Genomic DNA, 26,233 nt, shown 5'->3' on the forward strand with positions numbered 1-26,233 from the left:
GGTGGGAGCCGGCCGGGCGGCGGTCAGATGCGCGTCACGCGGGAGATGTCGTCGAGCCGGTGGAACTGCCGCCGGTGGAGCACCAGCGGGTCGTCGTCACGGAAGTCCAGACGCCGGACCTCCCCGAGGTAGAGCAGGTGGTCGCCGCCGTCGTAGCGGGCCCAGGGGGCGCAGGACAGGTACCCCAGGCAGTCCCGCAGCCGCGGCGGGCCGTCGGCGGGCTCCTCCCAGGACAGCGCGGCGGTCGGGTCGTGCCGCTGCCCGGCGAAGTGCAGTGCCGTGTCGAGCTGCGAGGCGCCGAGGATGTTGACGCAGAACGGCTCGTTCTCCAGATGGGCGGCGGCACGGCTGGACCGGTTGACCGAGACCAGGACGAGCGGCGGTTCCAGGGACACCGAGGTGAAGGCGCTCACCGTCAGCCCGTGCGGCCCGTCGGGCGTGCGGGTGGTGACGACCGTGACCCCGCTGGTGAAGCGGGCGAGGCACTCGCGCAGCGCGCGACCGTCGACGCTCATGCCATGACCACGGGCTGCTCGGCGGCGGACGACGGACCGGTGTCCGGTCGGTCCGACCCGTCCGGTCCGGCGGTCTCCGCTCCCGCGGCCTCCGGTTCCGCGGCCTGCGCCGTGCCCGCCAGTTCGGTCAGGTAGCCGCCGATCGCGGCCACCGTCGGGTGCTTCCACAACAGCGTGGAGGGCAGTGGCATGCCCAGCCGCTTCTGGAGCCGGAGCCGGATCGCCACCGTCATGATCGAGTCCAGGCCCAGTTCGACCAGGGGCCGGTCGATGTCCAGCTGGTCCGCGGGCAGCCGCATCTCCTGGGCGGCCTGCTCGCGCACCTGCCCGACGAAGTAGGCGGGCCGTTCCTCCGGTGCCAGCGCCTCCCAGGGCAGTACCTGCCCGGCGGCCCCGGGGCCGTTGCCCTCCGGCTCGGGAGGGGTGAGGTCGGACAGGAGCGGCGGCCGGACGACCCCCGGCGCGGCGGGCAGGGTACGGAACACCGCCGCGTGGCCGAGGTCCTGCCGCCCGACGGCGTCCCAGGCGCCGAACGCCTCGGCGGCCGTGATGTCGCCGGTGCCGCGGGCGGCCAGTTCGCCGTCGATCACCTCGGAGGAGGTCGACATGCCGAGCCCCCGCCAGGACGTCCAGGCCAGGCTCACGGTGTCCCGGTGGCCGTCGGCCCGGCGATGGGCGGCCAGGGTGTCGAGGAAGGCGTTGCCCGCGGCGTAACTGGTCTGTCCCGGCAGGCCGAAGAGATAGCCGGCCGAGGAGAACAGCACCAGGAAGTCGAGGGTGCCGGGCGGGAACAGCTCGTGGAGGACCAGCGCGCCGTCGGCCTTGGGCCGCATCACCCGGCGCAGCGACTCCTCGTCGGTGTCGCGGGCCGGCCGGTTGTCCACCACCCCCGCCGCGTGCACCACGCCGCGGATGGGCGGCAGTCCCAGGGCCGCCGTGTCCAGCGCCCGCCGGGCCTCCGCGAGGTCGGTGACGTCCAGGCTGACCGACCACACGGTCGCGCCGCCCTTCTCCATGCGCCGCACCGCGTCGATCCGCTCCAGGTCACCGGGGTCGGTGACGGTCGGCCACTGCGCGCGCGGCGGCAGCGGGCGGCGGCCGGCCAGCAGGATGCGCCGTGCGCCCCGCCCGACCAGCCACTCGGCCGTCAGCAGACCGAGGACGCCGAGCCCGCCGGTCACCAGATAGGTGCCGTCCGGGCGGCACCGCACGGCCTCGCGCTCGCCGCCCCCGCCGCCCTCGACGAGTGCCAGCCGGGCGGTCTCGGCCCCGCCGGGGCGCAGCGCGACGACGTCCTCGTCGTGCCGTTCGCGGACCACGGTCAGCAGGGCGTCCGCGACCGCGTGCGGCTGTCGGGCCGGGAGGTCCAGGACGCCCCCGAAGGTGTCGGCGTACTCGGTGCCGAAGACCCGGCCCAGGCCCCACAGCGGCGCGTGGTGGAGCGCGGCCGGACCGTCCGCCTCCCGCACACCACGGGTGACCGCCCACAGCCGGGGCGGTACGGAGCCCTCCTCCTCCTCCTCCTCCCAGGCGGCCAGCAGACCGGCCGCCTCGGTGAGTAGCCAGGCCGCGGACGCGGGGTCCGGGCGGCCGTCGGCGGGGACGGCGGGGGAGACCAGGACGGCTCCGCCGCCGCCCAGGGCGTCACGGTGCTTCTCCAGGTCCGCGGGGACGGCCGCCGTGACGACGCGTACGGCGGCCGTGCGCCAGGCGTCCGCGAGGTGCCCGGCCAGCCCCGGATCGCCCAGCACGGCCACGGTGGTGACCTCGGCGGGGGGACGGCGGGCCGGGCCCAGCGGGCGCCACACCAGTTCGTGGACGAGGCGCCGGGGGTTGGTGCGGGCCCCGGGATCGCCGTCCAGCCTGCCGTAGCGCAGACCGGTCAGCTCGGCGACCACCGCGCCGTCCGGGGCGAGGATCTCGACGTCCACGGTGTCCGCACCGGCCGCGCCCGGCAGCGTACGGGTACGGATCAGGGCGGTGGCCGGCGGCGGGCCCGTCACGACGACACGCCGGATTCCGGCGGGCATCCGCAGCAGCGCCTCGCCGGGGAAGACCACGGAGGCGATGGAGAGCGCCGCGTCCAGCAGCGACGCCCAGGTGCCGTCCGCACCGGCGGGGACGGTGACCTCGGCGAGCGACGAGCCCTCGCCGCCCGCCAGCCGCTCGACGGCCCACGGGAAGCCCATGGCGGCCACGCCGATGCCGGCCAGCCGCTCGACCGGGAACCCGGCGTCCAGCGGCTGCGGGTGGGCGGCCCACAGCGCCGCCGGGTCGCGCCGGGCGGCGGGCGTGTGGTCGCCGGAGGTCCGGGCCAGGGTGTGGGTGAGCCAGAACCGGCCGGAGCCGGGCTCCCGCTCCCGCGGGGGGCGGGAGTTGAGACGCAGGGTGCCCGCCTGCCGGAGGATCTGCACCTCGCTGGGCTCCGAGACGGTGACCGGTGTCCGCAGATCGACGTCGGCCAGCGCGTGCGGGCCGCCGACGGCCGGGTCGCCGTGGGCCGCCGTCAGGAAGGTGTTGAGCAGGACGGCGGCGGGCACGATCTCCACCCCGCGGACCGGATGCCTGCCCGGGTAGGGGCGGCTGACCTCGTCCAGGGTGGTGTGCCACAGATCGATCGTGGTGTCCGCGACGACCGAGGTCCGGCCGCCGAGCAGCGTGTGGGTCCCCGGGTCGTGCGGTTCCTGGGCGTCGCCGGAGCGCCGGGGCGCGTCCAGCCAGTAGCCGACGTGCTGCCACGCCGTGGTCGGCAGGTCGGCCAGCGCGCCGTCGGGCTGGAGGGCGTGCCAGGCCACCCGGGCACCGGCGCAGTGCACCGCGGCGAGGTTCTCCAGCAGGAGCCGCTGCTCGGGCCGGTTCCGGCGCAGGGTCGCCGTCACCGCGCAGCCGCGGACCCCGGCCGACTCCACGGTCTCGTTCACCGAGTGGATCACCACCGGGTGCGCGGAGACCTCTGTGAACAGCCGGTGGCCGTCCGCCAGCGCGGCGCCGACCGCCGCGGTCAGACGCACCGGGTTGCGCAGATTGGCCGCCCAGTAGGCCCCGTCCCGGGGAGCGTCGGAGCGCGGGTCGGCCAGGGCGGTGGAGTACACCGGGATGCGCGGGGCGCGCGGGCGCAGTTCCGCGGCGGCCGCCGCGAGTTCGTCCAGGAGCGGGTCCATCTGCGGGCTGTGGAAGGCCACGTCGCTGTCGACCCGGCGCACCATGATCCCCTCGGCCTGCCACCCGGCCACCAGGGCGTCGACCGCGTCCGGACCGCCCGCGACCACGGAGCTTCCGGGGGAGGCACAGATCGCGGCGGCCAGCCCGGACCGGCCGCGCAGCCGCTCCTCCGTCTCCGCGAACGGGAGCCCGACCATGGCCATCGCCCCGGCGCCCGCGACCCGGCGCAGCAGCCGGGAGCGGCGGCACACCAGCCGCGCGCCCTCGTCCAGGGTGAGCACGCCCGCCGCGACGTTCGCGGCGATCTCGCCCACCGAGTGCCCGATGACCGCGGCGGGTTCGACTCCGTACGAGCGCCAGCACTCGGCGAGCGCCACCTGTACGGCGAAGATCAGCGGCTGGATGGTGTCGACACCGCCGAGCAGGCCGTCCTGGAGGGCCTGCCGGGGAGAGAGACTGAGCTCGGCGGTGAACGTGTCGTCCAGTTCGTCCAGGACCTTGCCGAAGACCGGTTCGGTGCGCAGCAGATCCTGCCCCATGCCCGCCCACTGGGAGCCGTGGCCGGAGAAGACCCACACCGGCCCGCGCGATGCGTCTGCCACCGGTGTTCCGGTGACCACCCCGTCCGCGCCCTCACCGGCCGCCAGGGCCCGGAGCCCGGACGCCAGCCCGGTGCGGTCGGCGGCCACCACGGCCGCGCGGTGGGTGAGATGGGAACGGCGGTGCGCGAGCGTGTGGCCCACCGCGGCGACGGGGACCCCGGCGCCCTCGCCCTCCAGCCAGTCCGCCAGCCGCGCCGCGGCCTCGGCCAGCCCGGCCGCGCTGCGCGCCGACAGGGGGACGAGGGTGTCCGGGGCGGCCTGGTCGGTGTCGGCACCGGACGCCGGGAAGTTCGCGTCGGGCCCGGCGGGTGCCTCCTCCAGGATGACGTGGGCGAGCGTGCCGCCGTAGCCGTAGCCGGACACCCCCGCGCGGCGCAGCCGCTCGCCGGCCGGCCAGGGGCGCGCCTCCCTGACCAGCTCCAGGCCCGAAGTCTCCCAGGGGACAGCGGGGTTGGGGGTGGTGAGGTGCACGCTCGGGGGCAGCTCCTCGCGGGTCAGCGCCAGCACCGTCTTGATCACACCGGCCACTCCGGCGCCCGCTTCCAGGTGCCCGATGTTGGCCTTCACGGAACCGATCAGGCACGGCCGGCCGGGCTCGCGGCCCGCGCCGAGGACGCTGCTCATCGCACCGGCCTCGATCGGGTCGCCGACCCGGGTGCCGGTGCCGTGGGCCTCCACGTAGTCGACCGACAGGGGGTCGATCCCGTTCATGGCGTAGGTCCGCCGCAGCAGGTGCCGCTGCGCCTCCTCGCTGGGGGCCATGATCCCTTCGGTCTTCCCGTCCTGGTGCACGGCAGAGCCGCGGATCAGGGCGAGGACGCGGTCGCCGTCCCGCCGCGCGTCGGAGAGCCGCTTGAGGACCAGGACGCCGCCGCCCTCGCCGCGTCCGTACCCGTCCGCCGAGGCGTCGAAGGACTTGGAGCGGCCGTCCGGCGAGGTGGCCCCGGCCGAGTCCAGCACCAGGGTCAGCCCCGGGGCGGCCACCAGCAGGACGCCACCGGCCAGGGCCAGCGGGGTCTCGCCGAGCCGCAGGGCCTGGCACGCGTGGTGCAGGGCCACCAGCGACGACGAGCACGCGGTGTCCAGGGCCATGCTGGGCCCGCGCAGGTCGAGGGTGTACGAGACCCGGTTGGCGACCGCGCAGAAGGCGCCGCCGATGCCGCTGCGCGCCTCGACGCCGGGCAGGTCCTCCAGCATCAGGCGGCCGTAGTCGTCCGCGCCGACGCCGATGTACACCCCGGCGTCCGTCCCGGCCAGGGTGTGCGGAGGGATCCCGGCGTGTTCGAGGGCCTCCCAGGAGAGTTCCAGGATCATCCGCTGCTGGGGGTCCATGAGCTCGGCCTCGCGCGGGGATATCCCGAAGAAGGCGGCGTCGAAGCCCTTGATGTCGGACCGGAACGAGCCCCGGCGGGTGGCGCCCGCCAGAGCCCGGCGGGTGTCGGCCCCCGCCGTCTCGTACTCCTTCCAGCGGTCCGCCGGCAGGTCGCCGACCGCGGTGCCGCCGTCCGTGAGGAACTTCCAGAACTCGTCGGGCGAGTCGACCTCCCCGGCGAACCGGCAGCTCATCCCGACGATGGCGATGGCTTCCGGGGGCACCGGCCTGCCGGGGCCGTGCTGTCCCGCTCCGTCAGTCTCCGTCACCGGTCTCTCCTCTCCGCGTTCAGGTTGGGGACGCATCGGCTCAGGTGAGAACCGAGGTGAAGCGCTCGTTGACCTCGCGCCCGATGTAGAAGATCCCGGTGGCGAGCTGGTCGGCCGTCCAGGTGATGGTGGGGAAGTCCGGGAAGGTGGTGTACCCGCCGGAGAACACCTCGTTGCGGTTGCCCGACGGGTCGAAGAAGTAGATGGTCTGGCCGCGGGTGATGCCGTGGCGGGTCGGACCGATGTCCACCGACACGTCGTCCATGGAGAACAGGTCCCCGGCATGCCGGATCGCGTTCCAGTCCTCCAACTGGTAGGCGAAGTGGTGGAGTTTGCCGTTCGGTCCCTTGAGGAAGGCGATGTCGTGCGGCGAGTTGCCGCAGAACATCCAGGAGCCGATCAGCTCCTCCGTGCTGTGGTCGGTGATCAGGCGCTCCGCGGGGCGGAAGTCCAGGCACTCGGCGAAGAACCGCTCCAGCAGGGCGGGTTCCTCGGCGGTGATCAGCGCGTGGTCGATCCGGGGCACCCCGACGCCCACCAGGTGGCGGGGGAAGGGGGCGGGGTTGAGGGTGCCGGTCTCGGTGCCGGTGAACTCGATCTCGTGGTACAGCTCCACCACGTGCTCCGAGGGCAGCACGATCCGTACCCCGTCGCCCACCGCCAGGTTGTCGCCCCGGCTCATCCGCTTCGTCGTGCAGCCGAACCGCTCGGCACGCCGCTCGAACACGTCGAGGTCGGCGGTCCTCTCCACCTTGTAGCCGAGCTTCACCAGGCCGACGCCGCCCTCCTCCAGGACGACCGAGTGGTGGTCCCACTCGTCCCAGGACTTCAGGTACAGACGGCCGTCGCCCTCGTGCACCACGCGCATCCCGAGGGTCTGCGCGTAGTGCGACCGGGACGCGTCCAGATCGGTGACGCGGGCGTGCACGTACCCGAGCCGCATGACAGCCATGGGTCACTCCTCGATCTCGCGGGATCGCCGCGTGGTGGGTCGGGGTCGGTGGAAGATCAGGGCCCGAAGAGGTGGTGCAGGCGGCGCAACCGGTGGTTCCGCAGACGGACGACCACGTCGCCGACCGGGACGGCGCGGCAGCTCAGACAGGTGCCGGCGGCGATCTCCGTGTCGTCCAGCACGGTCGCCGCGACGGGCGTCCGGTACTCGACCCGGCCGGAGAGCACATCCATCTTGCAGACGCCGCAACCGCCGCGGCGGCAGCCGACCCGGTAGCCGAACCCGGCGGTGGAGAGCGCGCTCATGATGGTCTGGCCGGGAGCGGCGCGGACCACCACCTGGTCGGGGGAGACCGTGACGGACGACGGGCCGTCGGGGGAGGCCGTGACGGACGACGAGTCCTCAGCGTTCATGCCGGACCTCGAAGGGCGGTAGAGGATTTCAGGGAAATCAAAAACTCGGTCCGACGGGGCGGCGATTCGGCCCGCACACCTGGTCGGGTAATGCCAGGGGACTGTAATGAATGCGCCGTGCCATTGTCTAGGCTTTCCGTCTGGGCTTTCCTTGTCGAAGTCCTGTCGCCCCGGGCTCCTGGCGGCGGCCCGAGGGTAATTCGAAATCCTTCAAAAAGTCGGGAGACGGCATGTCCGAGTATCGCGTCGACACCCACCACCACATCGTTCCGCCGAAGTACGCCGAGTGGCTCGGCGCCCGCGGAATCACCGCGGGCGGCATGCCGCTGCCCACCTGGACCCAGGCGGGCGCACTGGCCCTGATGGACGAGCTCGCGGTCCGCACCGCGGTGCTCTCCGTGTCCACCCCCGGAGTGCACCTTGGCGACGACGACGCCGCGCGCCGGATGGCCCGCGAGGTGAACGAGTTTGCCGCCGAACAGGTCAAGGACCGCCCGGAGCGCTTCGGCCTGTTCGCCACCCTCACCCTGCCGGACGTGGACGGCGCGCTCGCCGAGGCGGCGTACGCCTTCGACGTCCTGGGCGCGGACGGGGTCGTACTGCTCGCCAACTCCGCCGGCCACTACCTCGGCGACGCCCGCTTCGACCCGCTGATGGACGAGCTGAACCGGCGCGCCGCCGTGGTGTTCGTCCACCCCTCGCACCTCAACGCCCCGCCGGTGGACGGCATCCCGCCCTTCCTCGCCGACTTCCTCCTCGACACCACACGGGCCGCCGTCAACCTGGTGCACGCCGACGCGCCGCACCGCTGGCCGGACCTGAAGATCATCCTGTCGCACGGCGGCGGCACCGTGCCCTACGCGGCCCACCGCATCGCCTACACCCGGACCGGCGACGACCCGGCACCCGAGCGGGTGCTGGAGGGCCTGCGCACCTTCTGGTTCGACACCGCGCTGTCCACCAGCCCCACCGCACTGCCCAGCCTGCGCGCGTTCGCCCGGCCGGACCGGATCCTGTTCGGCAGCGACTGGCCCTACGCCCCGGTGCGCACCGTCCGCCACTTCGCCGCCTCCTGGGACGCCGAACAAGGCATCGACCCCGCCGGGCGGGCCGCGGTCGATCACGGCAACGCGGAGGCCGTCCTGCCCCGGCTGAAGGAGCTGCGACCGTGAAGGTTTTGAACGGCATCAAATGCATTGCCAGCCCCCGGGGGGCTCTGTAAGACTCCACCGCGGATCAAATGGGATTGCGCCCGGATCATCCGGTGCGAAAAACCCGGGCGGCCTTCCAGGTCGCCCGGGTGAATCCCGCCGACCCCGCGGCTCCTTTTCTTTTCATGGACCGTGAATTCGCGTGCACATTTCCGCGGTGAAAGCACCGGCCGGATCCGGGCCCGGTGCGTCCGGCCGGTATGCCACCCCGGCCCGTACCTCCGATCCACGACCTCGCCCGTCTCGTCAAGGGAGTGCCACGTGTCGACGTCCCCCGAATCCGCGACCGCGTCGGACTTCGCGGCCGACGGGCCCGCCGCGAGTCTCCCCCTCTCGGCCGCGCAGTACCGCGTCCATGTGCTGGGGCAGTTCGAAGGCGCCCGGCCGGTGGCCAACACCGCGGCCGTCCTCCGTGTGCCCGCCCCGGTGGACCCGGGCGCGCTGCGCGCGGCGGTGGCGGACGTCGCCGCGCGCCACCAGGCGCTGCGCTCCCGCATCGTCGAGACCGACGACGGCCCGCGGCAGCTGGCCGACGACGAGGCCCGGCCCGCCTTCACCGACCGCACCGGCGAACCGTTCGGCACACCGGACCCCACCGACCCCGACGGGCTGCCCGAGCAGGTCCGTGCCGCCGCGCGCCACCGCTTCGACCCGGCCCGCGAACACCCCCTGGCCGTCACCCTGTTCGCCCCCGGCACCGACGAGCGCCTGATCCTGCTCACGGCCCCCGGAATCCTCTGCGACGCCCCGTCGATGGACACGGTGGCCACCGACCTCGCCGCCGCCTACCGCGCCCGGGAAACCGGCCGCGCCCCCGACCTCGGCGCCCCGCCCGCCCAGTTCCCCCGGCACCTGACGGACCGCCTCCGCGCGCACGGCGACGCGTCCGACCCCGGCACGCCCCTGCGCCGCGACCTCGACCACTGGGCCCGTGCCCTCTCCGAAGCCCCCCTGCTGTCCGAACTCCCCCGCGACCGCGCCCTCGCGGCCACCCCCACCTACCGCACCGGCAGGGCCCCCTTCGCCCTGACCGCCGCCGACACCGCCCGGGTCCACGCCCTCGCGGCCCGCCTCGGCACCGGTACCCGGGCCGTCGCCCACGCCGCACTGGCCGCACTGCTCACCCGGGTCGGCGGCAACCCCGACGTGCTCATCGGCACCTGGGACCCCGGCCGCACCGCCGACGAGCAGCACCTGGTGGGACCCGTCCGGCGCACCCTCGTGCTGCGCACCCGCAGCACCGACGACCCGTCGTTCGCCGACCTCGTACGGCACGCCGCCGGGGTGGCCGACGAGGCCGCCGACCACGCCCACGCACCGTTCGAGCGGATCGCCGAACTGGTCAACCCGGTCCGCTCCCTCACCCACCACCCACTCTTCCAGGTGGCGCTGGACGTGACCGAGGGCCCACGGCCGACCGTCGACCTGACCGGCACCCCGGTGCCCGTCGAGCAACTCCGCCTCGGTGACAGCGAACTCGACCTGTGCCTGCGGCTGAACACCGGCGCACCGGGCACCGAGGGCGCCCGGTGCGACCCGGCGGAGCGCGGCACCGACCGCCCGGACGCGGCCGACGACGGCGCGGCCCCGTGCCTGCACGGCGAACTGGAGTACGCCCTCGATCTCTTCGACCCCGCCACCGCCGAGCGCCTGGCGGGCCTGTACGCCGGTCTGCTGGCGGCCGCCTGCGCCGCCCCGGACAGCCGCATCGGCACCCTCGCCCTGCTCCCCGAGGCGGAGCGGAAGCTACTGGACTCCTGGAACGCCACCGCGCTCCCGGTCACCGCCGAGACCCTGCCCGCCGCCCTCGCCCGCCAGGTCCGGGAGACCCCGGACGCGCCCGCCGTACTGGCCGGCGGCACCACCCTGGCCTACGCCGGGCTGAACGCCCGAGCCAACAGGCTCGCCCGCCTGCTGATCGCCGAGGGCATCGGCCCGGAGGACCGGGTGATGCTCGCGCTGCCGCGCACCGAGGATCTGCTCACAGCCGTCTGGGCGGTACTGAAGTCCGGCGCGGCCTACGTACCCGTCGACCTCGGCCACCCACCGGAGCGCATCGCCCGGGTGGCGGCCGACAGCCGACCGCGGACCGTCCTCACGCACACCACCGTGACCGGTCTTCCGCAGGACCTCGGCCGCCTCGACCTCGACGCGGCGGAGACCGCCGACCGGCTGGCCCGCACCTCCGACACCGAGGTGGACCAGACCGAGCGGACCCTCCCGCTCACCCCCGACCACCCCGCGTACGTCATCTACACCTCGGGCTCCACCGGAGAGCCCAAGGGCGTCGTCGTCGCGCACACCGGCGTCGTGGCCCTCACCGCGTGGGCGGCACGGACACTGGGCGCCGACCGGCTGCACCGGGTCGTCGCCGGCACCGCGCTGACCTTCGATGTCTCCGTCTTCGAGACGATCGTGCCGCTGCTCGTCGGCGGCCGGGTCGAACTGGTGGAGAACGCCCTGGCACTGGCGGACCGCCCGGCCGGCAGCGAGGCGACACTCGCCTGCATCGTCCCCTCCGCGCTCTCCGCGCTGCTCGCCCAGGGCCGGCCGCTGGACGTCCCCTTCCTGGCGATCGCCGGTGAGGCACTCAACGGGACCCTCGTCCGCAGCCTGCGGCGTGTCTCGCCCAACACCCGGTTCGCGAACATCTACGGACCGACCGAGGCCACCGTCTACTCCACGGCCTACTTCCCCGACCCGGCCACCGCCGAGGCCGAACCCGCCGAGCGCACTCCCATCGGTGGTCCGGTGGGGAATGTGCGGGTGTTCGTGCTGGATGGTGGGTTGTCGCCGGTTCCGGTGGGTGTGGTGGGGGAGTTGTATGTGGCCGGGGTGGGTTTGGCGCGGGGGTATTTGGGGCGTTCGGGTCTGACGGCGGGGCGGTTTGTGGCGTGTCCGTTCGGGGTGGGTGAGCGGATGTACCGGACGGGTGATCTGGTGCGTTGGGCTTCGGACGGGGTGTTGGAGTTCGTGGGTCGGGTGGATGACCAGGTGAAGGTGCGGGGGTTCCGTATCGAGCTGGGTGAGGTGGAGGCGGGGATCTCCTCGGTGTCCGGTGTGGGCCAGGTGGCGGTGCTGGTGCGTGAGGACACGCCGGGTGATCGTCGGTTGGTGGCGTATGTCGTGCCGGACGGTGGTGCGGTGCTGGATCCCGGGGCGTTGCGGTCCACGGTGGCGGGGGTGTTGCCGGAGTACATGGTGCCGTCGGCGTTCGTGGTGCTGGAGGCTTTGCCGTTGACGGTGAACGGGAAGCTGGACCGGCGGGCGTTGCCGGTTCCCGAGGTGGTGGTGGGTGAGGGGGGTCGGCCGAGGTCGGCGCGTGAGGAGATTCTGTGCGGTTTGTTCGCGGAGGTGTTGGGTCTGCCGGATGTGGGGGTGGATGACAGTTTCTTCGATCTGGGTGGGCATTCGTTGTTGGCGACGCGTCTGATTGCGCGGGTGCGTTCGGTGATGGGTGCTGAGCTGGGTATTCAGGCGTTGTTCGCGGAGCCGACGGTGGCGGGGTTGGTGTCGCGGTTGGGGTCGGTGGAGGGGCGGGTGGTGCTGGGTCGGCGGCGGGTGCGGCCGGAGCGGTTGCCGTTGTCGTTTGCGCAGCGTCGGTTGTGGTTCTTGTACCGGTTGGAGGGTGCGAGTTCGACGTACAACATGCCGTTGGTGTTGCGGTTGTCGGGTGCGGTGGATGTGGGGGCGTTGGGGTCGGCGCTGGGTGATGTGGTGGGTCGGCACGAGAGTCTGCGGACGGTGTTCCCGGAGGTGGACGGGGAGCCGGTGCAACAGATCGTGCCGGTGGACGAGGTGCGGTTGGGGTTCGAGGTGCGTGATGTGGTGCCGGGCGAGGTGGACTCGGTGGTGGCGGAGTTGGCGGGGCACTGCTTCGAGCTGGCGGAGGAGATCCCGGTGCGGGGCTGGTTGCTTCGTACGGGTGATGAGTCGTCGGTGCTGGTGTTGTTGATCCATCACATTGCGGGTGATGGCTGGTCGATGGGTCCGCTGGGCCGTGACCTGGCCGTGGCCTATGAGGCGAGGCGTCGTGGGGTTGGGCCGCAGTGGTCGGAGCTGGGTGTTCAGTACGCGGATTACGCGTTGTGGCAGAAGGAGTTGCTGGGCTCGGCAGACGACCCGGAGAGCCTGGTCTCGTCCCAGCTCGCCTTCTGGAGCGAGGCGCTGGCAGGCGTCCCGGAGCGGCTGGACCTTCCGACGGACCTCCCCAGGCCCGCAGTGGCCAGTCATGCGGGGGCGTCGGTCGACTTCACCGTGGATGCCGGTACGCACGAGGCGTTGCTGAGTGTTGCCCGGCGTCATCACGCCACGGTGTTCATGGTGATCCAGGCAGCCCTGGCCGGTCTGCTCACACGGCTCGGAGCCGGTACCGACGTGACGGTCAGCTCACCGGTGGCCGGGCGTTCCGACGAGGGCCTGGACGATCTCGTGGGTTCCTTCGTGAATACGTTGGTGTTGCGGACGGACGTGTCGGGTGATCCGACGTTCGCGGAGCTGATCGACCGGGTCCGGGAGGCGGATCTGGCGGCCTACGCGCACCAGGACCTGCCCTTCGACCGGCTGGTGGAGCACCTCAACCCCACCCGCAGCAGTGGCCGCAGTCCGTTCCTCCAGGTCGTGCTGGCCCTCCAGAACTACGCGGCCGGAGAGTTCGGCTTCGATGACGTCCAGGCCGTCGGCGGCTTCGTCAACGCGGGGGTCGCCCGCTGCGACCTGTGGTTCGGGCTGGAGGAGGCGCCGAGCGAGGGCGGAGCACCGGCCGGTCTGACCGGCTGGCTCGAATACACCACCGACCTGTACACCGAGGCGGGCGCCCGGCGCCTGGTCGACCGGCTGGTCCGGATGCTCACCGCCACGGCGGCGGAACCGCAGCGGCGCCTCCAGGACGTGGACATCCTCGGCGCCGACGAGCGCGACGCACTGGTGACGGCCTTCAACGCCACCGACCGGCCGGACCCCCTCCTGAGCCTGCCGGCGCTGGTCGAACGACAGGCCGCCCGCACCCCGGACGCCCCGGCCGTGCTGGCCGGTGACACCACCCTGACCTACGCCGAGCTCAACGCCCGAGCCAACCGCCTGGCCCACCAGCTCATCGCCCGCAGGATCGGCCCCGAGGACGTGGTCGCCCTGGGGATGCCCAAATCGGCCGACAACGTGATCGCCGCCCTGGCCGTGTCCAAGGCGGGTGCGGCATTCCTCCCCATCGACCTGGACTATCCGGCCGCCCGCATCGCGTACATCCTGGAGAACGCCGCCCCGCGCGCGCTCCTCGTCCGCTCACCGGAGCCGGAGGCGTTCCGCGGCCTGGCCGTGGACCGGGTGGACCTCGCCGATCCGGCCCTGCACGAGGACCTGGCCACCCTGTCGGCCTCCGACCCGACCGACGCCGACCGTACGGCACCGCTGCGGCTCGCCAACGCGGCCTACCTGATCTACACGTCCGGTTCCACCGGGCAGCCCAAGGGCGTCACCGTCAGCCACACCGGAATCTTCAGCGTCATCGACTCCGTGATCCGGGCGCTGAGGATCGACGCGCACAGCCGGGTGGTGCAACTGGCCTCGCCCAGCTTCGACGTCGCCGTGTGGGACATGTGCTGCGCGTTCTTCTGCGGCGCGGCCCTCGTACTGCCGCCACCGTCCACCGAGGACTTCGCGACCTCGTTCCTCGACCTGGTGGCGCGCACGGCCGCCACCCATGTCACGCTCCCGCCCAGCGCCCTCGACGTACTGCCCGTCGACGATCCCCGGCTGGACGGTCTGTCCATCGCGGTGGTCGGCGAGAACTGCGGGACCCACATCAACCAGCGGTGGGCACCGGGGCGCCACTTCATCAACGGCTACGGCCCCACCGAGGTGACCATCTGCGCCACCCTGAGCGCCCCGCTCACCGGGACCGAGGCCCCCGTTCCGGTCGGCGGCCCGGTCGGAAACGTGCGGGTGTTCGTGCTGGATGGTGGGTTGTCGCCGGTTCCGGTGGGTGTGGTGGGGGAGTTGTATGTGGCCGGTGTGGGTTTGGCGCGGGGGTATTTGGGGCGTTCGGGTTTGACGGCGGGGCGGTTTGTGGCGTGTCCGTTCGGGGTGGGTGAGCGGATGTACCGGACGGGTGATCTGGTGCGTTGGGCTTCGGACGGGGTGTTGGAGTTCGTGGGTCGGGTGGATGACCAGGTGAAGGTGCGGGGGTTCCGTATCGAGCTGGGTGAGGTGGAGGCGGGTGTCTCGGCCGCGCCCGGTGTGGGCCAGGTGACGGTGCTGGTGCGTGAGGACACGCCGGGTGATCGTCGGTTGGTGGCGTATGTGGTCCCGGACGGTGGTGCGGTGCTGGACCCGGCGGAGTTGCGGTCCACGGTGGCCGGGGCGTTGCCGGAGTACATGGTGCCGTCGGCGTTCGTGGTGCTGGATGCCTTGCCGTTGACGGTGAACGGGAAGCTGGACCGGCGGGCCCTGCCCGTTCCCGAGGTCGTCGTGGGCGAGGGCGGCCGGCCGAGGTCGGCGCGCGAAGAGGTCCTGTGCGGTCTGTTCGCGGAGGTGCTGGGTCTGCCGGATGTGGGGGTCGACGACAGCTTCTTCGATCTGGGTGGGCATTCGTTGCTGGCGACGCGTCTGATCGCGCGGGTGCGTTCGGTGATGGGCGCCGAGCTCGGCATCCAGGCGCTGTTCGCCGAACCCACCGTGGCCGGACTGGTGACCCGGCTCAACGAGGCCGCGCCGACCCGGCCGGCGTTTCGATCGATGCGTGGAATGCGAGGGAAGGCATGAGCACGAATATGTATCCGTTGTCGTTTGCACAGCGTCGGTTGTGGTTCTTGTACCGGTTGGAGGGTGCGAGCTCGACGTACAACATGCCGTTGGTGTTGCGGTTGTCGGGTGTGGTGGATGTGGGGGCGTTGGGGTTGGCGCTGGGTGATGTGGTGGGTCGGCACGAGAGTCTGCGGACGGTGTTTCCGGAGGTGGACGGGGAGCCGGTGCAGCGGGTGGTGCCGGTGGACGAGGCATCGTTGGGGTTCGAGGTGCGTGATGTGGTGCCGGGTGAGGTGGACTCGGTGGTGGCGGAGTTGGCGGGGCACTGTTTCGAGCTGGCGGAGGAGATTCCGGTGCGGGGCTGGTTGCTTCGTACGGGTGATGAGTCGTCGGTGCTGGTGTTGTTGATCCATCACATTGCGGGTGATGGCTGGTCGATGGGTCCGCTGGGCCGTGACCTGGCCGTGGCCTATGAGGCGAGGTGTCGGCAGACTGCTCCGCAGTGGTCGGAGCTGGGTGTTCAGTACGCGGATTACGCGTTGTGGCAGAAGGAGTTGCTGGGCTCGGCGGATGATCCGGAGAGTCTGGTCTCGTCCCAGCTGGCTTTCTGGAGCGAGGCGTTGGCGGGGATTCCGGAGCGGTTGGATCTTCCGACGGACCTTCCCAGGCCCGCAGTGTCGAGTTATGCGGGGGCGTCGGTCGATTTCACTGTTGATGCCGGTACGCACGAGGTGTTGCTGAGTGTTGCCCGGCGTCATCACGCCACGGTGTTCATGGTGGTGCAGGCGGCTTTGGCGGCGTTGTTGAGTCGTCTGAGCGGTAGTAGTGACATTGCGTTGGGTTCGCCGGTGGCCGGGCGTTCCGACGAGGGCCTGGACGACCTCGTGGGTTCCTTCGTGAATACGTTGGTGTTGCGGACGGACGTGTCGGGTGATCCGACGTTCGCGGAGCTGATCGACCGGGTCCGGGAGGCGGATCTGGCGGCCTACGCGCACCAGGACCTGCCCTTCGACCGGCTGGTGGAGCACCTCAACCCCACCCGCAGCCTCGCCCACAACCCCCTCTTCCAAGTCATGCTGACGACGCTCGGCGACATCGAGGGCAGCTTCTCCTTCACCGGGGTGGATGTCGACGGCAACTTCGTCAACCCGGGCGTCGCCCGCTCCGATCTCTCCTTCGGCATCTTCGAACGACTCGACGGCGACCGGCCCGCCGGCATCCGGGGCAACCTGGAGTACGCGACCGACCTGTACACCGAGGCGGGCGCCCGGCGTCTGGTCGACCGGCTGGTCCGGATGCTCGGCGCCATGGCGGCGGAACCGGACCGGCACCTGCTGGAGGTGGACCTCCTCGACGCCGACGAGCGCGACCAGCTGGCGGGCTTCAACGCGACCGCCCAGACGGTCCCCGACACCGACCTCGTCACCCTGATCGAGCGGCAGGCACGGAAGACCCCGGACGCTCCCGCCGTACTGGCCGGTGACACCACCCTGACCTACGCCGAGCTCGACGCCCGCGCCAACCGCCTCGCCCACCACCTGGTCGAGCGGGGCGTTGCCCCGGAGAGCGCCGTAGCTCTCCTGATGGAGCGGTCAGCGGAGCTGATCGTCGCCCAGCTCGCCGTCCTCAAGGCCGGTGGCTACTACGTTCCGCTGCATCTGTCCGACCCGGCGGACCGCATGCGGTACGTGCTCCGGGAAACGGCCGCGGAACTCCTGCTGACCGACGCCCACACCGAGAGCCACGCCCTGCGGGCCGGGAGCGGCCCGGCCGGTCTCGCCCTGATCCACGTCGACGACCCCTCGGTCGATGCCTCGTACCCGGCGACCGCACCGGTCGTCCCGCGCCACCCGGACCGGCTCGCCTACGTGATGTACACCTCGGGCTCCACCGGAGAGCCCAAGGGCGTCGCGACCCCGCACCGCGGCGTGGTCGACCTCGGCCTGATCGACACCTGGGACATCGGTGCGGCGGACCGGGTGCTGTTCCACTCACCGCACGCCTTCGACGCCGCCACCTACGAGGTCTGGGTGCCGCTGCTCGCCGGCGCGGCCGTCGTGGTCGCTCCGCCGACCGTACGGGTCGACGCGGCCCTGATCACGGAACTCGTCGACACCTACGCCCTCACGCACGTACACGTGACCGCCGGCCTCTTCCGGGTCTTCGGCGAGGAGAGTCCCGAGTGCTTCGCCGCCGTGCGCGAGGTCTTCACCGGGGGTGACTCGGTCACCGCCAGCTCGGCGCGCCGGGTACTGGAGAAGTGCCCCGACACGGTCGTCCGGCACGGATACGGCCCCACCGAGATCACCTTCGCCGCCACCTCCAACCTGTTCCACACCCCCGACTCCGTGCCTTCGACCGTTCCGGTCGGTGGTCCGGTGGGGAACGTGCGGGTGTTCGTGCTGGATGGGGGATTGTCGCCGGTCCCGGTGGGTGTGGTGGGTGAGCTGTACCTGACGGGGACGGGTTTGGCGCGTGGGTATGTGGGGCGTTCGGGTCTGACGGCGGGGCGGTTTGTGGCGTGTCCGTTCGGGGTGGGTGAGCGGATGTACCGGACCGGGGATCTGGTGCGCTGGGTCTCGGGTGGGGTGTTGGAGTTCGTGGGTCGGGTGGATGACCAGGTGAAGGTGCGGGGGTTCCGTATCGAGCTGGGTGAGGTGGAGGCGGGTGTCTCGGCCGCGCCGGGGGTCGGTCAGGTGACGGTGGTGGTCCGTGAGGACGTGCCGGGTGATCGTCGGTTGGTGGCGTATGTCGTGCCGGATGGTGGTGCGGTGCTGGATCCGGCGGAGTTGCGGTCCACGGTGGCGGGGGTGTTGCCGGAGTACATGGTGCCGTCGGCGTTCGTGGTGCTGGAGGCTTTGCCGTTGACGGTGAACGGGAAGCTGGACCGGCGGGCGTTGCCGGTTCCCGAGGTGGTGGTGGGTGAGGGGGGTCGGCCGAGGTCGGCGCGTGAGGAGATTCTGTGTGGTCTGTTCGCGGAGGTGCTGGGTCTGCCGGATGTCGGGGTCGATGACAGTTTCTTCGATCTGGGTGGGCATTCGTTGCTGGCGACGCGTCTGATTGCGCGGGTGCGTTCGGTGATGGGTGCTGAGCTGGGTATTCAGGCGTTGTTCGCGGAGCCGACGGTGGCGGGGTTGGTGTCGCGGTTGGGGTCGGTGGAGGGGCGGGTGGTGCTGGGTCGGCGGCGGGTGCGGCCGGAGCGGTTGCCGTTGTCGTTCGCGCAGCGTCGGTTGTGGTTCTTGTACCGGTTGGAGGGTGCGAGTTCGACGTACAACATGCCGTTGGTGTTGCGGTTGTCGGGTGCGGTGGATGTGGCGGCGTTGGGGTCGGCGCTGGGTGATGTGGTGGGTCGGCACGAGAGTCTGCGGACGGTGTTTCCGGAGGTGGACGGGGAGCCGGTGCAACAGATCGTGCCGGTGGACGAGGTGCGGTTGGGGTTCGAGGTGCGTGATGTGGTGCCGGGCGAGGTGGACTCGGTGGTGGCGGAGTTGGCGGGGCACTGCTTCGAGCTGGCGGAGGAGATCCCGGTGCGGGGCTGGTTGCTGCGCACGGGTGATGAGTCGTCGGTGCTGGTGTTGTTGATCCATCACATTGCGGGTGATGGCTGGTCGATGGGTCCGCTGGGCCGTGACCTGGCCGTGGCCTATGAGGCGAGGTGTCGGCAGACTGCTCCGCAGTGGTCGGAGCTGGGTGTTCAGTACGCGGATTACGCGTTGTGGCAGAAGGAGTTGCTGGGCTCGGCAGACGACCCGGAGAGCCTGGTCTCGTCCCAGCTGGCTTTCTGGAGCGAGGCGTTGGCGGGGATTCCGGAGCGGTTAGATCTTCCGACGGATCTCCCCAGGCCCGCAGTGTCGAGTTATGCGGGGGCGTCGGTCGATTTCACTGTTGATGCCGGTACGCACGAGGTGTTGCTGAGTGTTGCCCGGCGTCATCACGCCACGGTGTTCATGGTGGTGCAGGCGGCTTTGGCGGCGTTGTTGAGTCGTCTGAGTGGTAGTAGTGACATTGCGTTGGGTTCGCCGGTGGCCGGGCGTTCCGACGAGGGCCTGGACGATCTCGTGGGCTTCTTCGTGAATACGTTGGTGTTGCGGACGGACGTGTCGGGTGATCCGACGTTCGCGGAGCTGATCGACCGGGTCCGGGAGGCGGATCTGGCGGCCTACGCGCACCAGGACCTGCCCTTCGACCGGCTGGTGGAGCACCTCAACCCCACCCGCAGCCTCGCCCACAACCCCCTCTTCCAAGTCATGCTGTCGTTCGCGGACGACGTGGACGGTCAGTTCGTCCTTGACGGTCTTGAGGCCGAGGCGGCCACCGAGATGGCCGGTGCCAACTTCGACCTGCTGTTCGCCTTCTCCCCCCGGACGGACACCGACGGGCGGCCGGCCGGCATGACCGCCGAACTGGAGTACGCCACCGACCTCTTCACCGAGGCGGGCGCCCGGCGCCTGGTCGACCGGCTACAGCGGATGCTCGCAGCCCTGGTCGCGGACTGCGACCGTCGCCCGCTCGCCGCGGACATCCTCGGAGCCGACGAGCGCAGGGAACTCCTCACGGAGCTGGGCGGCCGGACCGTACCCGTCCCCGACGTCGATGTGCCCGAGCTGTTCGAGCGGCAGGCACGGAAGACCCCGGACGCCCCCGCCGTACTGGCCGGTGACACCACCCTGACCTACGCCGAGCTGGACGCCCGCGCCAACCGCCTCGCCCACCACCTGGCCGCCCGGCTTTCCGGCACCGGCTCCACCGTCGCGCTCGTCCTGGAGCCGAGCACCGACCTGGTCGTGGCCCTGCTGGCGGTACTGAAGGCCGGTCACGCCTTCCTTCCGCTCGATCCGAAGCTCCCGCCGGACCGGCTCCGCCGCATCGTCCGGGACTCGAAGGTCCGGCTGGCCGTCGGACGCTCCGCGCTGCTGGAGTCCGTGCTCGACGGCCGGTCCGCCTGCACGGCCCTGCCGACGGAGACGCTCGCGGACGCCGTCGCCGCGATGCCGGACACGGCACCGCCCACACGTTCCGTCCGCGGCGACCAATCCGCCTGTGTCTTCTACACATCCGGGTCCACCGGACAGCCCAAGGGCGTGGTGTTCACCCGCCGTGCGGTCGTGGACTACACGCTCACGATGGTCGGCGAGTTCGCCCTCACCCCGGCCGACCGGATCCTCCAGGTCGCCTCCCCGGGCTTCGACGTCCTGCTGGAGGAGGTGCTGCCGACCCTCGCCGCGGGCGCCGCCCTCGTGGTCCCCGCCCCCGGCGTGCTGTCGTCCGTCGTCGGCCTCAACCAGTGCCTCGCGGAATACGGCGTCACCGGGGTCGAGCTGACCACCGCCTTCTGGCACGAGTGGGTGCACGAGACGACCGGCCAGCACCTCGCCGTCCCGCCGTCGCTGCGGTTCGTCGCGGTCGGCGGCGAGCGCATCCAGCCGGAGCTGCTGCGGCGCTTCGGCACGACGGGCGTCGAACTCATCCACGTCTACGGACTGACCGAGGCCACCGTCACCTCCACCGTCTGGCACCTGCGGCCGGGTGAGACGTGCGACCGCCGTGAGATCCCCATCGGCGGCCCGGTCGGAAACGCGCGGGTGTTCGTGCTGGACGGTGGGTTGTCGCCGGTTCCGGTGGGTGTGGTGGGTGAGCTGTATGTGGCCGGTGTGGGGTTGGCGCGTGGGTATGTGGGGCGTTCGGGTCTGACGGCGGGGCGGTTCGTGGCGTGTCCGTTCGGGGTGGGTGAGCGGATGTACCGGACCGGGGATCTGGTGCGCTGGGCTTCGGACGGGGTGTTGGAGTTCGTGGGTCGGGTGGATGACCAGGTGAAGGTGCGGGGGTTCCGTATCGAGCTGGGTGAGGTGGAGGCGGGGATCTCCGCCGCGCCCGGTGTGGGCCAGGTGACGGTGCTGGTGCGCGAGGACACGCCGGGGGACCGCCGGTTGGTGGCGTATGTCGTCCCGGACGGTGGTGCGGTGCTGGATCCGGCGGAGTTGCGGTCCACGGTGGCGGGGGTGTTGCCGGAGTACATGGTGCCGTCGGCGTTCGTGGTGCTGGAGGCTTTGCCGTTGACGGTGAACGGGAAGCTGGACCGGCGGGCGCTGCCCGTTCCCGAGGTGGTGGTGGGCGAGGGCGGTCGGCCGAGGTCGGCGCGCGAAGAGGTCCTGTGCGGTCTGTTCGCGGAGGTGCTGGGTCTGCCGGATGTGGGGGTCGACGACAGCTTCTTCGATCTCGGCGGGCATTCGCTGCTGGCGACGCGTCTGATCGCGCGGGTGCGAGCGGTGATGGGCGCCGAGCTCGGCATTCAAGCCCTGTTCGCCGAACCCACCGTGGCCGGACTGGTGACCCGGCTCAACGAGGCCGCGCCGACCCGGCCGGCACTCCGACCGACGCGCGAGGAATGAGGTCTTGACCATGACCAACCATCAGCACACCCCCTCCACCGGCGCCGAGCTGCCCAAATACCTCCTCGCCGCACAGGAGCAGATCGCCCTCGGCCGGGGACTGCCCGCCGACTTCTACACCAGCCCCCTGCTGTACGCGACGGAGCAGCGTGAGCTGTTCGGCCGCGGCTGGGTCCCGGTCTGCCGGGCGGACCAGCTGCCCGGACCCGACACGTACCGGCCCGCCGAGGCCGCCGGGTACAGCCTGCTGCTCACCACCGACGCCACGGGAACGCTCCACGTCCTCCCCAACGCGTGCACCCACCGTTCCATGCGGCTGGCCGAGGAACCCGGCGAGACCTCCCGGATCGTCTGCCCCTACCACCGCTGGACCTTCGGGCTCGACGGCGGCCTGCTCTCCGCCCCGCTGGTCGGCCCCCGGATCGACCGGGCGGCCTGCGGGCTCACCGAGATCCCGCACGAGCTGTGGCAGGGCTGGCTGTTCGTCAACCCGGCGGGCGGCGCCGAGCCGCTCGGGCCCTCGCTGGCCGGACTGGACGCCGTCCTGGACGGCTGGGGGCTCGCCGACATGGTCACCGTCGCCGCCGTCGAGTTCGACTCGGCCTGGAACTGGAAGGTGATGTGGGAGAACTTCAACGAGTACTACCACCACCTCGGCACCCACTCCGGCACACTCGACCCGCTGCTTCCGGCCAAGACCGCGCGCGCCGTGGACAACAACGGCGAGCCCTGGAGCTGTGCGTCCATGACCTGCGGCGACGACTACCTGTACATGCAGTCGTTCGTCGACGTCGAGGGCTCCCCGTCCAAGGACATGCACCTGTTCTCGGTGTTCCCCCTGCTCTGCGCGGGCGTCCAGCCCGGCTCGGCGTTCTGGCTGCGGATCATCCCGGAGAGCACCACCCGGCACCGTGTGTCCTGGGAATTCCTGCTGCCTCCCGAGGAGCTGGAGACCCCGGACTTCGCCGAGCGGCTGGAGGTCACGATGGAGGGACTGAAGGCGATCCACGTCGAGGACATGGAAGCCTGCGCCCTCGTCCAGAGCGGTCTGGAGAGCGGCCTCGCCGAGCCCGCCCGGCTGACCGATTTCGACCTGCCGGTCCACCAGTTGCACGACTGGATGCTGCGCACGCTGACCGGCCGTTCCTGAGCCGCCGTCGCGGCCACCCGCCCGAATCCCGCGTGGCGGGCCACCCCTTGAGGAGCCCCATGACCAGCACGGCACATCCACCGGTGCACCCGCACGACGAGAACGTGGACCGGGCCGGCCCCGGCTTCGTGATCCGCTGCGCACTCACCCCCGAGGAAGCCGGCCAGGCACACCGGCTGGCGCAGCAGTGCGCCGACGAGTACGGACACCCCGGTGACCCGGCGTTCCTGGCGGACGTCGCGGTGATCTCCCACGACCTGCCCAGGCGCGCCCGCCGCCTCCTCAACGCCGGGCGTCTCGACGAACGGAAACACGCCCTGGTGGTGAGCGGCAACGTGATCGACGAGGAACACCTGGGGAAGACCCCGGACAGCTGGCGCGACGCCGACCGCGAGGACTGCCGGGCGTACGGGTTCCTGGCGATGCTGTACGGGGCCCTGCTCGGCGACCCGATCGGCTGGGCCACCCAGCAGGGCGGGCGGCTCGTCACCGACGTGGTGCCGACCCGGGGATACGAGTACAGCCTGATCAGCGCCAGCAGCACGCAGGAGCTGGGCTGGCACATCGAGGACGCCTTCTCACCGGCCCGCGCCGACTACGTCGGCCTGCTCTGCCTGCGCAGCCCGGACCTGACCCCCACCACCGTCGGGTACGTCGACCTGGACCGCATACCCGAGGACATCGGCCGGATCCTCGCGGAGCCCCGCTTCCGCACCCGCCCCGACGCGGCCCACGAAGGGACCGGCACCGAACGGGGCCAGGCACCGGCCGTCGCCGTCATCGAGGGCTGCGCGGACGCGCCCGTCCTGCGCATCGACCGGGACTACACCGTCGCCGCGGACGACGACGAGGAGGCCAAGCGCGCCCTGGAGCACGTGGTCGCCCACATCGACAAGAGCCTCTACGACCTGGCTCTGCACGCCGGGGACATGGGGTTCATCGACAACCGGAACGCGGTGCACGGCCGTCGGCCCTTCCGGGCCGCGTACACGGGGGCCGACCGCTGGCTCAAGCGGATCAACATCGTCGAGGACCTGCGCCGTACCCGGCCCGGATGGGTGGACGGTTCCGCCCGGGTGATCGGATGACGGCCCCCGACTTCGCGGGCCTGGCCGCCATCGCGCCCGCCCGCCTCGAATACTGGCTCCGCGACCGCTACTTCGACGCCCGGACGGACATCTCCAGCTCCGGGGTGGAGAACTACACCCTGGGCGACCTGCGGGAGCTGGCCGGAGTCGACCTGGCCGCCCTGGCCGACCTGCCGTTCCGTGACAGCCCCTCCACCGGTGCGGCACCGCTGCGCGAGGCCATCGCCCGCCACATCGGCGTGCCCGACCCCGAGCGGGTGGCCGTCGGACACGGCTCGTCGGAGGCGATGTTCCTGGCCCTGTCCGCGCTGATCCGGCCCGGCGACGAAGTGGTGACGGTCCGCCCCGCCTACCAGTCGCTGTGGAGCATCGCGGAGGCGCTCGGCGCCCGGCTGGTCGAATGGCCGCTCGACGGCGACGCGGGCTTCGCCCCCGACCTGGACCGGCTGGCCGGCCTGCTGACCGAACGCACCCGCGCGGTGGTCGTCAACTTCCCGCACAACCCCACCGGTGTCACCCTCGACGACACCGGATTCCGGCGGCTGCTCGACCTCGTGGACCGGCACGGCTGCCACCTGTTCTGGGACGGCGCCTCCACCATGCTCACCTACTCGGCCCCGCCGCTGCCCGACCCGACGACGCTCATCGAGCGCTGTGTCTCCTTCGGGACCCTCTCCAAGGCGTACGGCCTGCCGGGGCTCCGGCTGGGCTGGACGGTGGCCCCGCCCGCGCTGATCGACGACATGGTGCGGCTGCGGGACTACCTGACGCTGTCCACCTCACCGCTCAGCGAGGCCATCGCCACCGCCGTGATGGAGCACGCCGACGCGGTGCTCGCCCCGCAGCAGCGTCGGGCGAGGCAGGGCCGGGAGATCTTCGCCGGGTGGCTCGCCGACAACGAGGACCTGTTCGCCTGCGCGCTCCCGGAGGGCGGCGTGGTCGCACTGCCGCGGGTACGGGGAGTGGCCGATGTCGAACCGCACTGCGAGAAGCTCCTCGCCGAGCACGGCGTTCTCGTCGTCCCCGGCAGCTGTTTCGACCACCCGGACAGGATGCGGATCGGGTTCGGCTGCGACACCGCCGTCCTGGAACGCGGCCTCGGAGCGCTGGCGCACGTCTTCCGGGGCGTCGTCACGGGGGCCGGTGCCCACCCCGAGAGAGGCACGTCATGACCACTGAGACCCCGGACCTGGCCGACCCCGGGCTGTACACCAGCTCCGACCGCTTCCGGATGTGGCGGGAGCTGGCGCTGGCCCAGGCCGTCCCCTGGACCGGACCGGGCGCCACGCCCAGCGGCTTCTGGTCGGTGTTCTCGCACCGGCTGGGCAGCCGGGTCCTGGGCCCGAAGGGCCCGTTCACCTCCGAGTACGGCATGATGCTCGGCTTCGACGCCGAGCACCCCGACCACGCCGGCGGCCGCATGATCGTGGTCACCGACGGGGCCCGCCACCACGCGCTGCGCAAACTGATCGGCCCCTTCCTCTCCCGGCTGAAGGCCGACACGATGGCCGAGTTCGTCGCCCGGGAGGCGCACAGCCTGCTGGACCGGCTGGAGGGCGAACCGGCCGTCCAGGTGGCCAAGGACATCGGCCCGCGGCTGCCGGCCTCCGTGGTCTGCGAGATCCTCGGGATCCCCGAGTCCGACCGGGAATGGCTGATCGCCCTCACCCGGGACGCGTTCGGCGAAGCGGGCGCGGGCGGCAACGAACTGTCACCGGGCGAGGCCCACACCCAGATCCTGGTGTACTTCAACGAACTCGTCGACTTCCGCCGCGAACACCCAGGTGACGACCTGCCCAGCGCGCTGCTGGCCGACGGCTCCCTGCCGTTCGAGGACGTGGTGATGAACTGCGACAACGTCCTGGTCGGCGGCAACGAGACGACCCGGCACGCGATCACCGGGGCCTTCCACGCCGCCGCCGTCACCCCGGGACTGCTGCCCGCCCTGGCCGCCGACCGCTCCCTGATCACGGCCGCCGTCGAGGAGACCGTCCGCTGGACCGCCCCCGCGATGCATGTGCTGCGGGTGGCGTGCGAGGACACACAGGTCGGTGACGCGTCGATCCGCAAGGGCGACGCCGTCGCGGTGTGGCTCGCCTCCTGCAACCGCGACCCGGCCGTCTTCGCGTCCCCCGACGCGTTCCGGCTCGACCGCGGCAACGGCCACCTCGGCTTCGGCCACGGCCCCCACCACTGCCTCGGCGCCGCGATGACCCGCATCGAACTCCACTCGCTGTACTCCGCGATGGCTGACCGGATCGACGGCGTCGCACTCGCCACCGAGCCGTCATGGCTGCACTCCAACATCATCCAGGGCTACCGCGCCCTCACCGTGGACCTGACCTGGCGCTGATCCACCCCGACCACCA

The 26,233-nt window shown here is 71.8% G+C and carries 11 protein-coding genes and 1 pseudogene; 8 read left to right on the forward strand and 4 right to left on the reverse strand.

Features of this window, described 5'->3' with window-relative positions:
* Positions 1-23 precede the first annotated feature (23 nt).
* From ACFVFH_RS16570 to ACFVFH_RS16585, 4 genes are read right to left on the reverse strand one after another with little or no spacing between them, the layout of a single operon-like run.
* Positions 24-515 carry a flavin reductase family protein gene (locus tag ACFVFH_RS16570; RefSeq protein WP_383768522.1) on the reverse strand — a complete coding sequence of 164 codons (492 nt, stop codon included), beginning with the start codon at positions 513-515 and terminating at the stop codon, positions 24-26.
* Positions 512-5,920, reverse strand: a complete 5,409-nt coding sequence (locus ACFVFH_RS16575) for an acyltransferase domain-containing protein (protein ID WP_383768525.1) — start codon at positions 5,918-5,920, stop codon at positions 512-514. The genes ACFVFH_RS16570 and ACFVFH_RS16575 overlap by 4 nt, the downstream gene beginning before the upstream one ends.
* 40 nt (positions 5,921-5,960) lie before the next feature.
* A complete protein-coding gene (locus tag ACFVFH_RS16580; RefSeq protein WP_383768528.1) occupies positions 5,961-6,872 on the reverse strand; it encodes a catechol 2,3-dioxygenase in 912 nt (303 codons plus the stop codon).
* A 56-nt stretch (positions 6,873-6,928) separates the two neighbouring features.
* Entirely contained in the window at positions 6,929-7,285 is a 357-nt protein-coding gene (locus tag ACFVFH_RS16585) for a 2Fe-2S iron-sulfur cluster-binding protein (protein WP_383768531.1), read from the reverse strand.
* A 230-nt stretch (positions 7,286-7,515) separates the two neighbouring features.
* On the opposite strand from ACFVFH_RS16585, the gene ACFVFH_RS16590 reads away from it, so the two are divergent.
* The 8 genes and pseudogenes from ACFVFH_RS16590 (at position 7,516) to ACFVFH_RS16625 (ending at position 26,217) form a co-directional block, all read left to right on the forward strand.
* On the forward strand, positions 7,516-8,457 hold the full coding sequence (locus tag ACFVFH_RS16590) for an amidohydrolase family protein (protein WP_383768534.1): 942 nt from the start codon (positions 7,516-7,518) through the stop codon (positions 8,455-8,457).
* A 300-nt stretch (positions 8,458-8,757) separates the two neighbouring features.
* A complete protein-coding gene (locus tag ACFVFH_RS16595) occupies positions 8,758-15,255 on the forward strand; it encodes an amino acid adenylation domain-containing protein (protein ID WP_383768537.1) in 6,498 nt (2,165 codons plus the stop codon).
* 65 nt (positions 15,256-15,320) lie between these two features.
* A pseudogene (locus ACFVFH_RS16600) lies at positions 15,321-18,059 on the forward strand (amino acid adenylation domain-containing protein); the annotation flags it as partial.
* Between the two features lie 3 nt (positions 18,060-18,062).
* Positions 18,063-21,626, forward strand: a complete 3,564-nt coding sequence (locus tag ACFVFH_RS16605; RefSeq protein ID WP_383769038.1) for an amino acid adenylation domain-containing protein — start codon at positions 18,063-18,065, stop codon at positions 21,624-21,626.
* Positions 21,627-21,636: 10 nt separating this feature from the next.
* The gene (locus ACFVFH_RS16610) at positions 21,637-22,776 is read left to right on the forward strand and encodes an aromatic ring-hydroxylating dioxygenase subunit alpha (protein WP_383768540.1); all 1,140 of its coding nucleotides are present in this window, start codon (positions 21,637-21,639) and stop codon (positions 22,774-22,776) included.
* 59 nt (positions 22,777-22,835) lie between these two features.
* A complete protein-coding gene (locus tag ACFVFH_RS16615) occupies positions 22,836-23,864 on the forward strand; it encodes a TauD/TfdA family dioxygenase (protein WP_383768543.1) in 1,029 nt (342 codons plus the stop codon).
* Entirely contained in the window at positions 23,861-25,036 is a 1,176-nt protein-coding gene (gene vioD / locus ACFVFH_RS16620; protein ID WP_383768546.1) for a capreomycidine synthase, read from the forward strand. Before ACFVFH_RS16615 ends, vioD begins: the two co-directional genes overlap by 4 nt.
* Positions 25,033-26,217, forward strand: a complete 1,185-nt coding sequence (locus ACFVFH_RS16625) for a cytochrome P450 (RefSeq protein ID WP_383768549.1) — start codon at positions 25,033-25,035, stop codon at positions 26,215-26,217. The genes vioD and ACFVFH_RS16625 overlap by 4 nt, the downstream gene beginning before the upstream one ends.
* The last annotated feature ends 16 nt before the right edge of the window (positions 26,218-26,233 follow it).

Origin of the sequence: Streptomyces sp. NPDC057697 (assembly GCF_042799335.1) — a bacterium.
Lineage (GTDB): Bacteria > Actinomycetota > Actinomycetes > Streptomycetales > Streptomycetaceae > Streptomyces.